General features: G+C 42.0%; 17 protein-coding genes. 9 read left to right on the top strand and 8 right to left on the bottom strand.

Annotation, left to right across the window (positions count from 1 at the left end):
* Nucleotides 1-28 precede the first annotated feature (28 nt).
* The 3 genes from INT03_RS07030 to INT03_RS07020 all read left to right on the top strand — a co-directional run bounded on the left by INT03_RS07030 (nt 29) and on the right by INT03_RS07020 (nt 2492).
* Nucleotides 29-283 (top strand): GlsB/YeaQ/YmgE family stress response membrane protein, encoded by a 255-nt coding sequence (locus tag INT03_RS07030; RefSeq protein WP_055125583.1) that lies wholly within the window; start codon nt 29-31, stop codon nt 281-283.
* 314 nt (nt 284-597) lie between these two features.
* Nucleotides 598-1152, top strand: a complete 555-nt coding sequence (def, locus tag INT03_RS07025) for a peptide deformylase (protein WP_045442956.1) — start codon at nt 598-600, stop codon at nt 1150-1152.
* Between the two features lie 164 nt (nt 1153-1316).
* On the top strand, nt 1317-2492 hold the full coding sequence (locus INT03_RS07020; protein WP_193008491.1) for a type III PLP-dependent enzyme: 1176 nt from the start codon (nt 1317-1319) through the stop codon (nt 2490-2492).
* 109 nt (nt 2493-2601) lie between these two features.
* On the opposite strand, the gene thrH is transcribed toward INT03_RS07020, so the two are convergent.
* From thrH to INT03_RS07005, 3 genes are read right to left on the bottom strand one after another with little or no spacing between them, the layout of a single operon-like run.
* Nucleotides 2602-3255, bottom strand: coding sequence for a bifunctional phosphoserine phosphatase/homoserine phosphotransferase ThrH (gene thrH / locus INT03_RS07015; protein WP_193008383.1), 654 nt, complete (start codon nt 3253-3255; stop codon nt 2602-2604).
* Between the two features lie 11 nt (nt 3256-3266).
* Nucleotides 3267-3875: a LysE family translocator gene (locus INT03_RS07010; RefSeq protein WP_193008382.1), complete on the bottom strand. Its 609-nt coding sequence runs from the start codon at nt 3873-3875 to the stop codon at nt 3267-3269.
* Nucleotides 3872-4072: a hypothetical protein gene (locus INT03_RS07005; RefSeq protein ID WP_045454801.1), complete on the bottom strand. Its 201-nt coding sequence runs from the start codon at nt 4070-4072 to the stop codon at nt 3872-3874. The genes INT03_RS07010 and INT03_RS07005 overlap by 4 nt, the downstream gene beginning before the upstream one ends.
* Nucleotides 4073-4169: 97 nt before the next feature.
* Here INT03_RS07005 and INT03_RS07000 point away from each other — a divergent pair, with 97 nt between their 5' ends.
* Nucleotides 4170-5063 carry a LysR family transcriptional regulator gene (locus INT03_RS07000; RefSeq protein ID WP_193008381.1) on the top strand — a complete coding sequence of 298 codons (894 nt, stop codon included), beginning with the start codon at nt 4170-4172 and terminating at the stop codon, nt 5061-5063.
* 151 nt (nt 5064-5214) lie between these two features.
* On the opposite strand, the gene dapB is transcribed toward INT03_RS07000, so the two are convergent.
* The gene (dapB, locus tag INT03_RS06995; RefSeq protein WP_193008380.1) at nt 5215-6063 is read right to left on the bottom strand and encodes a 4-hydroxy-tetrahydrodipicolinate reductase; all 849 of its coding nucleotides are present in this window, start codon (nt 6061-6063) and stop codon (nt 5215-5217) included.
* A 182-nt stretch (nt 6064-6245) separates the two neighbouring features.
* Nucleotides 6246-7385: a molecular chaperone DnaJ gene (dnaJ, locus tag INT03_RS06990; RefSeq protein ID WP_193008379.1), complete on the bottom strand. Its 1140-nt coding sequence runs from the start codon at nt 7383-7385 to the stop codon at nt 6246-6248.
* Nucleotides 7386-7827: 442 nt separating this feature from the next.
* Between dnaJ and INT03_RS06985 the strand changes: the two genes are divergently transcribed.
* Complete coding sequence (locus INT03_RS06985; protein WP_193008378.1) at nt 7828-8481, top strand: DUF2939 domain-containing protein; 654 nt, start codon at nt 7828-7830, stop codon at nt 8479-8481.
* 137 nt (nt 8482-8618) lie between these two features.
* Here the strand turns inward: INT03_RS06985 and INT03_RS06980 are convergent, their stop codons facing one another.
* The gene (locus INT03_RS06980) at nt 8619-9683 is read right to left on the bottom strand and encodes a disulfide isomerase DsbC N-terminal domain-containing protein (protein WP_193008377.1); all 1065 of its coding nucleotides are present in this window, start codon (nt 9681-9683) and stop codon (nt 8619-8621) included.
* Between the two features lie 452 nt (nt 9684-10135).
* The gene (locus tag INT03_RS06975; RefSeq protein WP_045442943.1) at nt 10136-10840 is read right to left on the bottom strand and encodes a pseudouridine synthase; all 705 of its coding nucleotides are present in this window, start codon (nt 10838-10840) and stop codon (nt 10136-10138) included.
* A 196-nt stretch (nt 10841-11036) separates the two neighbouring features.
* Between INT03_RS06975 and INT03_RS06970 the strand changes: the two genes are divergently transcribed.
* The 4 genes from INT03_RS06970 to INT03_RS06955 all read left to right on the top strand — a co-directional run bounded on the left by INT03_RS06970 (nt 11037) and on the right by INT03_RS06955 (nt 13975).
* Complete coding sequence (locus tag INT03_RS06970; RefSeq protein ID WP_193008376.1) at nt 11037-11645, top strand: YigZ family protein; 609 nt, start codon at nt 11037-11039, stop codon at nt 11643-11645.
* A gap of 117 nt (nt 11646-11762) precedes the next feature.
* Nucleotides 11763-12827, top strand: a complete 1065-nt coding sequence (locus INT03_RS06965) for a YheT family hydrolase (protein ID WP_193008375.1) — start codon at nt 11763-11765, stop codon at nt 12825-12827.
* A 44-nt stretch (nt 12828-12871) separates the two neighbouring features.
* Nucleotides 12872-13414, top strand: a complete 543-nt coding sequence (locus INT03_RS06960) for an acyl-CoA thioesterase (protein WP_193008374.1) — start codon at nt 12872-12874, stop codon at nt 13412-13414.
* Between the two features lie 183 nt (nt 13415-13597).
* Nucleotides 13598-13975, top strand: coding sequence for a DsrE family protein (locus INT03_RS06955; RefSeq protein WP_193008373.1), 378 nt, complete (start codon nt 13598-13600; stop codon nt 13973-13975).
* Nucleotides 13976-14192: 217 nt separating this feature from the next.
* Here INT03_RS06955 and INT03_RS06950 read toward each other — a convergent pair.
* On the bottom strand, nt 14193-14536 hold a 344-nt coding region (locus INT03_RS06950; protein ID WP_193008372.1), incomplete at its 5' end, for a hypothetical protein.

The following is a 14536-nucleotide window of genomic DNA, read 5'->3' as shown; positions in this document are numbered from 1 at the left end:
ATAAATGATAATAAATTAGGAGAATAATATGAGCTTTATTTGGATGATTATTGTAGGTCTGGTTGCAGGTTTATTGGCACGAGCTATCAAGCCAGGTAGCGACCCGATGGGCTGGATAATGACAATTGTATTGGGTATCGTCGGTGCTTTATTAGGTGGCTTCTTAGCTGGTCTTATCGGTATCAATGCTGATGGCGGATTTACTGGTTTGATATTCTCAGTAATCGGTGCGATCATCCTGTTATTCATCTATGAGATGATTATGAGCAAACGTGGCGTATAACTTTGCACTTTTGCTCAGATGTTTTAGCTGCTCCAAGTGACTTTAATGACTCAGAAGTGATTTGATTTACTAAACTCAATTTACTAAAAAAATACTCTAGTTATGCAAGTCAGATTACATCTAATCTAGCTTATATCAATCAAAAAGCCTTGCGAATTGCAGGGCTTTTTTATACCTATAATAAAAGCGATCTCCCTCATTTTTTACAATGATAAAAAGCAATAATTGTGCGAAAGTATTGATAAGCATTACTTTTGTCCCCATTTATCCTATAATATCAACCCTATTTTATCCCTATCATTGAGGTGAGCGTTATGGCTTTACTCCCTATTTTAAATTACCCAGACCCGCGCCTGCGTACTATTGCTACGCCTGTTAAGGAAGTGACTGCTGAAATCAAAACCTTAATCGCTGATATGATTGAGACGATGTATGAGGCACAAGGTATCGGTTTGGCGGCAAGCCAAGTGGATCGCCATATTCAGCTCATCGTCATGGATCTGTCTGAAGATAAAAATAGCCCTAGAGTTTTTATCAATCCAAAGGTGACACCCTTGGTAGAAGAGAAACAGCCCTATGAAGAAGGTTGTTTGTCCGTACCTGAAGTCTATGACAGTGTCGAGCGCCCAAACAAAGTGCGCATTGAAGCCTTAGATGAGAATGGTCAAAAAATCGATGAAGAAGTAGAAGGCTTACTCGCGGTATGTATCCAACATGAAATGGATCATTTAAATGGGGTCATATTCGTCGATTACCTATCACGTCTCAAGCAAACTCGTGCTCGCGATAAAGTGCGTAAAATCGTTAAAATACGCGAAAAACAAGGCGAACAAATGGCGGATAAACAGCCACAGCCCAGCCATTCTTAGTCCATTCATCCTCTAAGCTATTTTTACGTCATTTAATCAGCATGGACGCAAGGTTTCATTACCTGTGAGATGCGTGATGACACTAATGTGAGATGACAATGACGTGATGCGAGCATTTACTCTTTAACACCTACTGTCTTTATTAAAGGTTTCCTACCATGACCATGATCAAAATTGACCAATATTTTGACCCTGCCGGCTGGCAGAAATTCACTCAAGCTGCTGAAGGTCGCGAGACGCCATTTTTGGTCGTGGACCTTAGCCGTATCAAAACGAAATATCATGAAATGGTTGGGTTTTTTCCCAATGCTAAAATCCATTATGCAATGAAGGCCAGTCCTGCTGTTGAAGTGATTAACCTGCTTGCTGATCTTGGTTCGAACTTTGATTGTGCCTCCATCTATGAGCTTGATCGCGTATTAGACTGCGGCGTTGAACCATCGCGTATCTCTTATGGCAATACCATCAAAAAAGCGGAGCATGTCAAATATGCCTTTGAAAAAGGTATTGACTTATATGCGACCGACTCAGAAGCGGATCTAAAAAATATTGCCAAGCACGCTCCTGGTTCAAAAATCTTTGTACGTATCTTAGTACAAGGCTCTGAGACCGCTGAATGGCCATTGTCTCGTAAGTTTGGTTGTGATCCCAATATGGCGATTGAGCTGTTGATTCAAGCTCGTGATTTGGGTCTAGTGCCTTATGGCATCTCATTCCACGTCGGTAGTCAGCAAAAAGACGTTGCCGCTTGGGATGATGCGCTAGCCAAGGTCAAATACATGTTTGACTGGATGAAAAACGAAGAAGATATTAAGCTACAAATGATCAATTTGGGTGGCGGTTTTCCAGCCAACTATATCAGTGAAGTGAACCCTATAAAAGTCTACGCTGAAGAGATCACTCGTTATTTGACAGACGACTATAGTGAAGAAGACATGCCTGAGATTATCCTTGAGCCAGGTCGCTCATTGGTTGGTGGATCGGGCGTATTGGTCAGTGATGTGGTGCTTATCTCGCGTAAGTCGCACACCGATTTAACACGTTGGGTCTATACCGATGTGGGCTTATTCCAAGGCTTAATCGAGACGTTGGGTGAAGCCATCAAGTATCCGGTTTATACGCCTAAGATGGAAACATCAACCAGCAAAGGCACTGTAGTACTGGCAGGTCCTACTTGTGATTCAACCGATATCATGTATGAAGAAGCGGGCTATCAATTGCCAGAAGAGCTGGAGATTGGTGATAAAATCTTTTGGTTGACCACGGGTGCTTATACTAACTCGTATTCATCTATTGAGTTCAATGGTTTTCCACCGTTAGAAGTGATCTACGTTGACTAATCTGTAATAGATTATTATCGATAAAAAGCGCGCTCATGACGGGCGCGTTTTCCATTGACAGTAGGTCTCTTGTAAAAGTACCCTTTTATTGAGTCCAGTAACGGAGCGTCTATAACTTACCATGTCCCTGACAAAAGGCATTATTATCGAAAAATTTTATGCCAATAGAATCTACAACCTCCTGATAGCTATTTACGATATTAAATGTAGGTAAAGCTTTCTCTAAGACCTCTTTTGAAGGTGAGAATAAGTATCCATGAGATACTGCTTCTAACATACTAAAATCATTAAACGCATCGCCTATTGCCATACTATTTCCCAATGATAAAGGATATTTTCCTATAATCTCATGTTTACCATGCTGGCGACTGTATAGCACTTTATTAATATAACCTGCACTATCGACCTGTAAACGATGACAATATACAGTGTCCATTGGAACTTCGAGTTGCTGCAAGAATCCTTCAAGTAATTCACGGAAGCAGTCTGACACGATCTTAATCTCAAAACCTTTCATCTTCAATGCATGCAGAAACTCTTTTGCTCCTTCAATTGGATTGAGTTGCCCGATAATACTTTGTATTTTTGGCAGAGTAATCTTATACTTTTCTAGAACAGCTATGCGATATAGCATCAGTTTTTGATAATCCTCTACTTCCCTTGTTGTTATGCTTAGCTCAGATATATTTAGGCGCTTAGCTAAAAACTTCCATATCTCTGGGACTAAAACACCTTCCACATCAATAAAGGCTACTTTATTCATTTTGACTCTCCTTAGTTTAAGTTTGTAAAGAGCAAAAATACACCTAACAAACCTAATATGAAACCAATCACTCGATTGATCGCTACTTGTTTATTTAACATTTTTTCTCTTAGAGTACGCTGAGAGAACAATAAAGCCACTAGAGCAAACCATATGAAATGAGCTACAGACATGAACAGCCCGTAACCGATTAAAATAGATTTTGGGGTGATAGCGCTAACTATTTGCGTATAGGTGCTAATAACAAACAAGGTAGTCTTAGGATTCAGGGCATTCGTAAAGAAACCATATCGTAACGATTGTGCAGAACTGATGCAGGTAGAAGAACCCACGTCCTTTACAGGTTTTTGTCTAAATGTTTTATAGCCAATATAAATGAGATAAAACGCACCAAGATATTTTATGATAGTCAAAAAATTGGGCGCAAACTCCATGACAATGGCAACGGCTAACAAGGTATAAGCGACATGGACTAATACTCCTAACGCTATACCAATAGAAGTTAATACACCAATAGAGCGCCCATATAAGTAGCTATTCTTGGTCACGATAGCGAAATCAGCGCCTGGACTGATGACAGCAAGAATAGTAATCATAATAACGGCTAAAAATTCCGTCATTTGTCTATCTCTTTAAAAGTAACAACTAGTACATCTCTTAAAACTACTTTGTTATTCCTATAATCTTGTAGCTTTTGGAATAATTTACTATCAATAAAAACATATCCTACATCTTCTAAGATGGATACAAACTTATCAATATTATTAAATTTATTTAGCTCTATACTTCTATTAGCTATATTTCCTGTGTTTTTCACACTTACCTCATGTAGTTATTCAATTTAGTTGTATCTTCCTATATTTTTCAGTAAACTAAAATTGAGTTATTTACATGATAGTTTATGAGTTTTTGGCATGATAGAAAAGATATCCTTAAATTCGCTAAAGTTTTTTTATTACGTTGCACAGCATGGTAGCGTGACGTTAGCATCTCAAAAATTATTTGTGACACAGAGCGCAGTAAGCAAACAGATTAAAAATCTAGAAGATGCTTTAGGTCTTATTTTATTTGATAGAGTGAACAAGAAGCTCATACTTACATCCAATGGCAGCTTACTTTTCGCCTGTTGCCAGCAAGTTTTTGCAAGATTAGACGATTGTCTTGTAGATTTAAAAAATCAGCAATATGAAAAGAAACAATTGGTACTATCCTGCGAACCTACTATTTCTATGAAATGGTTGATACCGCGTTTGGCTGAATTTAACTCACTAAACTATGGCTTTGAAATTGTGTTACTGACGGGCGGTGGAATCGTAGACTTTCAAGGGAAATCTATCGATATTGCCTTGCGCAGAAATGATTTTGAATGGGACAAGAATATATTTCATGAAAAAATTATTGAAGAATACATAGTTGCTGTTCGCAACACTAGAACGGATCAGACCAATACACTTTTACTTACTTCTTCTCGACCACATTTATGGCAACACATAAATAAGTCTAAGTTGGTGAGTAGTGACATTTTATCGTACGAACACATGGTGTTAGAACATTTCTATTTGTGTATTGAGGGATGTTTAGCTGGTTTAGGAACAGCTATTGTTTCAATATTTATGGTGGAAAAAGAAATCTCACATGAATTTTTAGAATTGGTACATCCTCCCGTAGCGGACAGTTCTTCTTATCATTTATTGTCCTACTACCCTTTTTACGAAGATGAAAGGAAGGTTATATTTAAAAACTGGTTGAAAATAAAGATGACACGCAGTAAAGAACAATTTATGAAAAATTTGCAAGATAAGTTGTAAAGTATGTCGGCTATCTGCCCTCTAAAAACAAGGCTAACATTCTCTAGTTATGGTCACATAGACGAGTACATCAGAGATGAGTAATAAAAAACGCGCCCATCATGAGCGCGTTTTTTATGACCATTAGTTTTGTTCAGATATTCAACGCTATCTAGTCATTCAAACCCAACACATCCTGCATATTATATTGCCCAACTTCTTGTTTGATAACCCAAGTCGCGGCACGTACAGCACCCGCGGCAAACGTCATACGCGCGCGGGCACGATGGGTAATTTCAACCACCTCACCATCGGCAATAAACATCACGGTATGATCGCCAATGATTTCACCTCCGCGAATGGCATGAATACCGATAGTACCTGCTTTGCGTTCGCCCGTTTGTCCTTCGCGGCCATAAACAGCGACATCTTTTAGGTTCTGTCCACGAGCTTCTGCAACGGCTTCTGCCATCATATATGCTGTGCCTGATGGCGCATCGATTTTATGCTTATGGTGGGCCTCGATAACTTCTACATCGGCATCCTCACCAAATGCCTTCGCTGCCATGTTGAGCAATTTCAATGACAGATTAACACCTGTTGAATAGTTACCAGCGTAGACAATCGCAATTTTCTCGCTGGCTTTTGCCAACACTTGCTCTTGCTGCTCATTGAACCCTGTCGTCCCAATAACCATCGCGACATTGTTTGCCGCGCAAATCTGCATATTTTGTTCAGTGGCATCAGGCAAGCTAAAGTCAATCAGTACATCGATGTCATTAATGACAACTTTTAAATCATCGACAATCTGCACCTCTAAGCGACCGATAGCGGCGACTTCGCCAGCATCGGCGCCGACAAGGCTTGATCCTTGACGTTCTATCGCGGCGCTTAATGTCGTTTGCGAGTTGTCTTGTACTGCCTCTATTAGCATACGCCCCATACGACCACCAGCACCAATAACCCCGACTTTGATGGCTTGTTTATTTGTATTTTCTTGCGCTGTTATCTGTTGGCTCATATTTTTATCCTAAAAGCTCTATATTAATAAGAAAGGTTTTAAATGTTATGATGCTAAGTTTAGCAAATATCACCACCTGAATGGTTTTTTATAGCGTCAATAAAAACCCCCAGTGTTTCACATGAAACACTGGGGGTTTTGTATCTAGTCATTTAACCAAACGAGTGATTGAAACAACTCAGTTAATCAAATAAGTCGCCAATCTTTTTAAAGAATGACTTCTTATGTGGCGACTGCTGATGCTTGCTATCACCGTCGAGCGTATCTTGGAACTGGCGCAACAGGTCTTTTTGCTCGCGAGTCAGATTCACTGGGGTTTCGATAACCACACGGCAAATCAAGTCACCTTTCATCGTGGTGCGTACTGGCGTCACGCCTTTGCCACGCACACGTAGCAACTTACCACTTTGCGTGCCTTCTGCAACCTTGATTTTCACTTTACCATCTAGAGTTGGTATTTCGACCTCTTTACCCAGTGCTGCATCGGTGATGCTAACGGGTACGTCCATATATAGATCCGCCCCTTGACGGGTAAAGACATTATGCGGTTTTACGCGTACTTCAACGTATAAGTCGCCGTTTTGGACGCCCGCGCCGCCCGCTTCACCTTCGCCTGCTAGACGGACGCGATCACCATCATCGACACCCGCTGGGATAGACACTTCTAGCGTACGTGATTTGTCTTTAACGCCATTACCGTGACAGTCAGAGCACGGATTTTTGATTTGTTTACCAGTGCCGCCACAATGTGGGCAAGCCTGCTGCACGGCAAAAAATCCTTGCTGCATACGCACTTGACCTTGTCCATGACAGGTCTGACAAGTCACGATATCAGAGGCATTTTTTGCCCCTTTGCCATCGCACGTGTCGCAAGGCGCAGGCGCAGTGAAACTGATTTCTTTTTTACAGCCACGTACCGCTTCTTCTAGCGTCAGCTCAATGACGTAACGTAAATCAGAACCACGGCGCGAACGTCCACCGCCGCCACCACGCTGCTGACCGAAGATATCGCCAAAGTTGCCGAAGATATCACCGAAGATATCTTGGAAATTACCGCCACCACCTGCACCGCCAAAGCCGCCGCCGCCCATACCATTTTCGAAGGCTGAATGACCCATGCGATCGTAAGCAGAGCGCTTCTCTTCGCTGCTTAGTACTTCGTAAGCCATGGATGCTTCTTTGAATTTATCCTCAGCATCTGGATCATCAGAGTTACGGTCAGGGTGATATTTCATAGCCAGCTTGCGGTAAGCTCGCTTAATTTCTTTGCTTTCAGCGGTCTTGCTCACACCTAATACTTCATAAAAATCGCGCTTACTCATGGGCTCTCCTATCGTCTTTACAGTCCACCGGACAGTCGATTCAGTAGTTCTAGTCAACCACCACCTTAATACGACTCACTATGACACTCAAAGGTTTCACATGAAACATCATAAATAGTGAGAGAAAAGAGGTGATACTGCTATGAATCTTACAAGCGAATACGGCGGGATGCTGCTTAGCCAAATCAATTATTAAAAGTTTGCGCTATTTATGGAGATGCTATGGTGATTTATCAAGCGCTTAGGCAGGGAAAGTATCCACTATAGTGCGCTTGGCCATACAAAAAGGTTTTATTAAGGAATGAACAAAGGTTTTCATACCTTAAAAAGACCCAGCCATGCTAATATTTATCGCTATATTTCTGGGGTTTTATATTTATACTCACCAGTATTAAATTTGCCCATCATTACGTTTTTATTTTGCGATAAGGGTTTGATTTTTATGAAGAAGCTGATTATTTTATTAATCGTCATTGCCGTCGCTGTCTATGCAGGCTCGCCCTATTACAGCGCTTATCAGCTTAAAAATGCCTACGATGCCAAAGACGGCGCGACCATCGCCGCAGCGATCGACTATGAGCAAGTGCGACCTAGTATCCAAAACCAACTCACCAGTCAGTTTACGGCGACTATGGCCAATTATCCATTGGTCGCTGAGTTGGGCGGCGAACCATTGACCCAAGCCGCCAATAGCTTTATCACGCAGGCGGTGGATGGTGCTATCACCCCACAAAACATCGAAAAAGTTATCAATACCCAAGGTCAGGCCAACACCGCGACCAAAGAGCTAGCCGCTGCATGGGCAATCGCCAGCAATCAAGTCGATCTCAAAAATTTTATTCAAAATCTTATCATCCAGCGCGGTGATGTGGATGCAGTGGTCAAAAGCCAAATGCAGCAAATCATGGAAAAACAAGCCGCTGAACTGGAGCAACAGGTAGCGCAAGGGTCGGACAGTGACAAGCCAACATTGGGCTATTGCGGTATTAATTGCTTCACTATTAGCGGTCAGGTGAAGGGTTATCCGCTCACCATCGAGATGCAGCGTAACGGCTTAATTGATTGGAAAATCGTTGATATCGTGTTGCCACAATAGACTTGATATCCTTAACTGTTAGAGGCAATAAAAAACCGCCACATAAATTACTTATGTGGCGGTTTTTTTATCCATATTCAGAAATATCATCTCTTAATACATTTTTTATTTATAACTTTATTAAACATCTATATGAGCTACTGCACACCCAAAAATTCTAAAAACTCTGGACTCTCAAAGCTCGCTTGAAACAACACGCCATCTTCACGGTAGATAGCAGGCGTTGCCATCACCGCAAGCCCTGCTGCTTTTTCACGATTGGGCGTCACATGATCGGCTTTACAACTTGCTGGTGCCGGTGTCATCTCACCCTGCAACATTGCTTTATCAAAAGCTTTACGGCGGCTGTCCTCGTCACCTTGGCACCAAATACCACGCATTTGCTCAGGGGACTGCTCGTATATCGGATAACCAATGGTTTTGACCGTCACACCTTTGGCATTAAGCATTGGCAGCTGTTGATGCAAGCGGCGGCAATAAGGACAGTTGACATCATTGGCCACATAAATAACCGCTCTCTCAGGGCCGGTCGCTGGATAATTAATCAGCTGGCTTTCATCTAAAGTTGCAAACACAGACTGATTTTTACGCTTCTCAAACTGCTCATCGAGTCCGATGAATTGACCATTTTCGATAACAGAAATCTCGCCATCAGTAATATATTGTGCATCATCCGATAGTAAAAAAGGCACGCCTTCTAATGTCGCGCCCCAAATGACACCCGGCACTGCGGTATAAAAGAACGGCGTTTTGGCACTCATATTTTTCAGCGCATCCATATTTGCCAATATATCAGCTTTGACACTCGCACTGACAGGTTTGCCTGCCTGCGCACTGGTGCTACGCGCTGGCGTCTTGGTGACTACACGCTTGCTTGGATTCTTTTGTAGCTCGCCTTGAATGACATATTTGCCATCTTCAGTGATATGCAAAGGCAACTGCCCCGCCAAATTGACTTGATACATATTGGGCAAGTTGGACGGCACAATAGAGCTGATTTGTGTTTTGATCCCTGCCTGAGTGAGCAATTGGCGCAAGCGACTGTCAACAGACTTGCTAACAGTGCCAGCGGCTTTTGTATTTTGAGTACTCTGGCTCGCTTTTTGGTTAGTAGCGGCAGTATCACTAGACTGGGCACAAGCGGTGGTTGCCAATAACATGGCGCCAATTAAACTGGCAGATTTTAATAGAGATGATTTCACAGAGACAGTCCTATCTGGTTTTAACAAAAACAGCTTTTAATAACAGCGTGTTTCAGTAACAACGATTTTTAATAACCTTTAATTTTAACAACACTCAATCTTAAGAATAGCTGTTTCTAATAATGCTCGTTTCTAACAATATCGGTTTTTAACAATAGCCATCTTTAATAAAGATAACGATATTATGTAAAAAAATAGATTAAAAAAAGATAGGCAGACTTTAGCACAAGGAATACTTTTGCAAAGGTTTAACGGCTCAATTTTGCAAAACTGCTACTGAGCTTTAAGAGATAGGCAACACAGTGTGCACGTGAGACATAACAGGGTAAAAGTGATAGATAAGAACTATAGTTAAAAAACATGGTCAAACACTACGGTCAAAAAAAGCAGCACACGTGAAGTGGCTGCTGATTGTAAAGAAGTGCTTGCGAGTTCATTTCAAGATGAAAAACTTAGAACTTAGCGACTTCTTCAGGTGTTAAAAAGCGACTGTCGCCTTTCTCTAATCCTTCCAAAGTAATGTGACCGACACTAGCGCGATGCAGCTCAACCACTCTATTACCAAAGTAACCCATCATCCGTTTTACTTGATGATATTTACCTTGCTCAAGGGTCAAACGTGCATGGGTCTCGTCAATAAATTCGAGAACAGCAGGTTTTGTTTCTTCGTGGTCGCCTTCTAAAAGAATGCCTTCAGCGACTTCTTTGACGGCATTGGCTTGCGCCGCTTCATCCATCGCATCTGCTAAAGTCAGCTCATAAATTTTGGCATGTTCATGCTTAGGGCTGGTGACACGGTGCAACCATTTACCATCATCACTCATTAATAATGCGCCGGTGGTATCAACATCGAGACGCCCTGCAATGCGCAAACTACCAAGCTCTGGCACCGCAATCAACTCAGTGACAATTGGATGCTCTTTCACTTTCAGCGTACATTCAAAGCCTTCAGGCTTATGTAATAGAATATAACGACTGCCCGCAGCGACCGATAATGGCTCGCCGGCCCAAATCACGTCGTCATTGACCACATCGACGTGGACACCGGGGTCTTTGATGACCTGATCATTTACCGTCACTTCACCAGCGTGCAGAATTTTTTTGGATTCTTTACGCGATAGCTCAGTGGCTTTACTCAAAAATTTATCTAGACGCATATATTGCCTACCATTCGTTTGATGATACCTACTTTACCGTAGCAGCTAACGACACCAGCACTCGCACTGAGCTTGTCCGCTATCTTCATGGGTCAGAAGTGGTACTATAATAAAAAATTAAATGAACACTGCACCCAATATGGACGACAGTGAAAGTTAGACAAGTTTACCATATCCAACCTAGACCTGATGAAATATGAGCTATCAAACGCTAAAACGCGCTGTCACTGCGCGCTTAGAAATTAAAAAATCCGAGTTTATTGCTTACGCTTATCCTGTAACCTCGCGTGAACAAGCAATGTTTCACGTGGAACAACTACGCGAGCAATATGCCGATGCGCGCCACCACTGCTGGGCGTATATCATTGGTGATCCCAATAATACCACCAGTGCAGGCTTTGATGATGATGGCGAGCCAAATGGTACGGCAGGTCGCCCGATATTAAACGTACTTCAACACAAATCTATCGGCAATATCATTATTATCGTCGTACGTTATTTTGGTGGTATCAAGCTGGGGGCTGGCGGTCTCACTCGTGCTTATGCAGGCGCAGCGCAAGCAGCAGTCGACCAGATGATATTGCTGCCTTATGTGCCGATGGTGCAAGTGCAGATATTGGCAGAGTTTGCCACCGAAGCGCAATGCCGCTATGTGGTCGACAGTTTAAATGGCAGTATCGATGATGTTGCTTATAATAAACAAGTGACATTGACCGTGACGCTTGCTGAGGCAGATATCGACCATTTAAAAGAACGTCTGGCGATGGATGGACGAGTATTAGATGAATCGAAAAAAAATAAATGAGTAACCATGCGTTCACTGAGCATTCACTGAAAATCATTGGTTTTAACAACGGCTGGCGCTATGATAAGGCACTGATTGTTAAAGATGATTTTAACGCCCATTAAATAAGACACCTTTATGCCAACCTCAAATTCGCCAACTTCAAAACCGAGCCAACCCTTCTCTCCAGCGCCTTTTAAACCGCCCTTTTGGCTAACCAATCCGCACCTGCAAAGCATCTTGCCTAAGTTTTTTGCCCCTAAAGCGCCTACTTATCGCCGTGTGGTCGAAAAAGACTCGTTGGATGAAAGTGATATTGCTTATGACTTTTATGATGCGCATCCTATCGCCACCGTAGAAAACAGCGAGCGTGAACAAACGCCATTAATCGTGCTATTCCACGGTATGGAAGGCAGCAGCGACAGCCATTATGCACGTGCTTTGGCGCATCAGATGCACGCTCAGGGCTGGCATTTTGTGGTGGCGCACTTCCGCAGTTGTGGCGGCATTCCTGCTAATGGCCGAGTTTTTTATAATGCGGGTGATACCGATGAGGTGCATCATGCACTGCAAAATTTAAGTCAACAGTACGCCAATATTTATGCAGTTGGGGTGTCACTGGGTGGTAACGCGTTGGCGAAATACATGGGCGAATATGGTGATAAAGCAATCTGCCAAGGCGCTGTGGTCATCTCCGCTCCCGTCGATATGTCATCGGCGGCGCTTAGTATGCACAGCTTTTTGAGCCATCGAATTTACACCCCTTATTTGCTCAACCCGATTATCAAAAAAGCCTTAGCCAATGACATCAGCAAAGAGGAGATCGACTCGATCAAAGCGGTCAATCGCATCAGTGACTTTGATGATATCTTTACCGCGCCGCGTCATGGCTATCGCTCTAACAATCACTACTATCAAGCCTCATCAGCCCTGCCTTATTTGATAACAGTGACGAAGCCTTTATTGTTAATTAGCGCCAAAGACGATCCTTTCCTTGGTTTTACCGCCACACCAAACGATGTGTCTAACAGTGTCACTATCTTAGACACTGAGCATGGCGGGCATGTGGGTTTTATTCGTTATCGCTCTGATAAAGACAAATCGCCGCATCTTTATAAAAAATCCAGATTTGATATCAACTGGATACCTGAAACTGTCAGCGCTTATTTTAATCATATCGGTGTAGCATCTAATAAGCCCTAAAATAAGAATACTCACCTTACCTTTTACTCTTTTGAGATTGCACTATGTATCCATTTATCCGTTATGCCAGCACCATCGCCCACGCCGCGCTACAAGTCAAAAAAGGCAATACCTTAACGTTTAAAGATACGAGTGAGATTAGCTTTCGCTGTCGTCTGACAGATATTGATAATTTCTTAGAGATGAATAATGGTCGCGTACTTACCCTTTTTGATATGGGTCGTACTGACTTCGCGGTGCGTAGCGGGCTTGGACGTCAACTGCTCAAGCAGCGTTGGGGTTTGGTCGTCGCTGGCAGCACCATCCAATATCGCAAACGCATTCGTGCCTTTGATAAAGTCACTATGAAAACGCATATCGTCGGCTTTGATGAGCGTTGGATATACATCGAGCAGTCGATGTGGGTAAAGGGCAAACCTTGCTCCTCTGCGCTACTGCGTACGGGCGTGACTGAAAAAGGTAAGGTGATAGAAACAGCACGTGTACTAGCTTCATTGGGGCAAGCAGATTGGCAACTACCGCCAACTGGCTATGTCGCAGAATGGATCGTCAGTGATGCTGATCGCCCATGGCCACCGCAAAGTTAGCATTTATTTTTTAACTTTATTCATAAGTCACAAACACCTATTCACAATCAGTTAACCTTATAACTACTATTTCCTAACAATACATTATATAAATATATATATTAAATGCTAGGATAGTAATGAGCATCATACTCAGCTCAAGTAAATACTATTTAATTAAAACAGTCTTATAAGGAGAATAATATGGCTAACACGACGGATTATGTCGGTACGTTATTTGATAATAGTGAATCAAATCCAAGCAAAATCACCTTAGCATTTACTATGGCTGGCGTGGCACTTAAAAAAGGTCATTCTGCCTCAGTGATATTGATGGTGGACGCGGTACATTTGGCACTGCCCAACGCTTTAGATAACGTCAATATTGGCGCACCATTCGAACCTGCGGGCGAATTGCTAGAAGCCTTTATCGCAAAAGGCGGTCAAGTACTGGTCTGCGGCGCATGTATGAAGCACAACGGCGTGGAAGAATCTGCCATCGACAAACGCTTTGAAGTGATCAGTGGTGATGATGTGGTTGAGCTGTTGATGAATGCAAAAGGGTCGTTGCAGTTGAATTAATCATAAAAGTTAAAAAGCAGAGTTATAAGAATGGGTCAGTTTTCTAAGCTATCGTTCTGGTAGCAAAAGTAGGGTGCGCCCCGCGCACCAATTGTTTGCTTTGCTATTATGTCTTTTAATCTAAAAAAAATAGATAATACATACTATAACTGTAATAAAAATTCTAGGGTAAGAACTTGATTAAAATTATGGTGCGCGGGGCGCACCCTACAGCTACTTAGCAAACCATAGTAGTTATCTTGAATTCCTTTCCATCAATCTTATTGATATTTTCTTGCGTATCAGTATTTTTTCTTGCGTCATTATTGGTTGATATAAAAATTATACCTTCATCGATTTCCATAGCTTGCATATATCTCGATATTTGATTTAAAGAATTATTAATTATATCTTTAGACATATTTGTCTTTTTGATTTCTAAAATAATAGGTACATTATCTATTTCAACAACAAAATCTGGTCTAAATAGTAGTTGGTTACTATTAGTACTAGGTTCTTGTTCTACGTAAATATCATCTATAGAATTTAAAAATGCATGTAATCTACCACTCAGCTGAAAAC

This window comes from Psychrobacter sp. PG1 (assembly GCF_014897815.1).
In the GTDB taxonomy this organism is placed as follows: domain Bacteria; phylum Pseudomonadota; class Gammaproteobacteria; order Pseudomonadales; family Moraxellaceae; genus Psychrobacter.
This window is presented reverse-complemented; position numbering and strand designations above follow the sequence as displayed.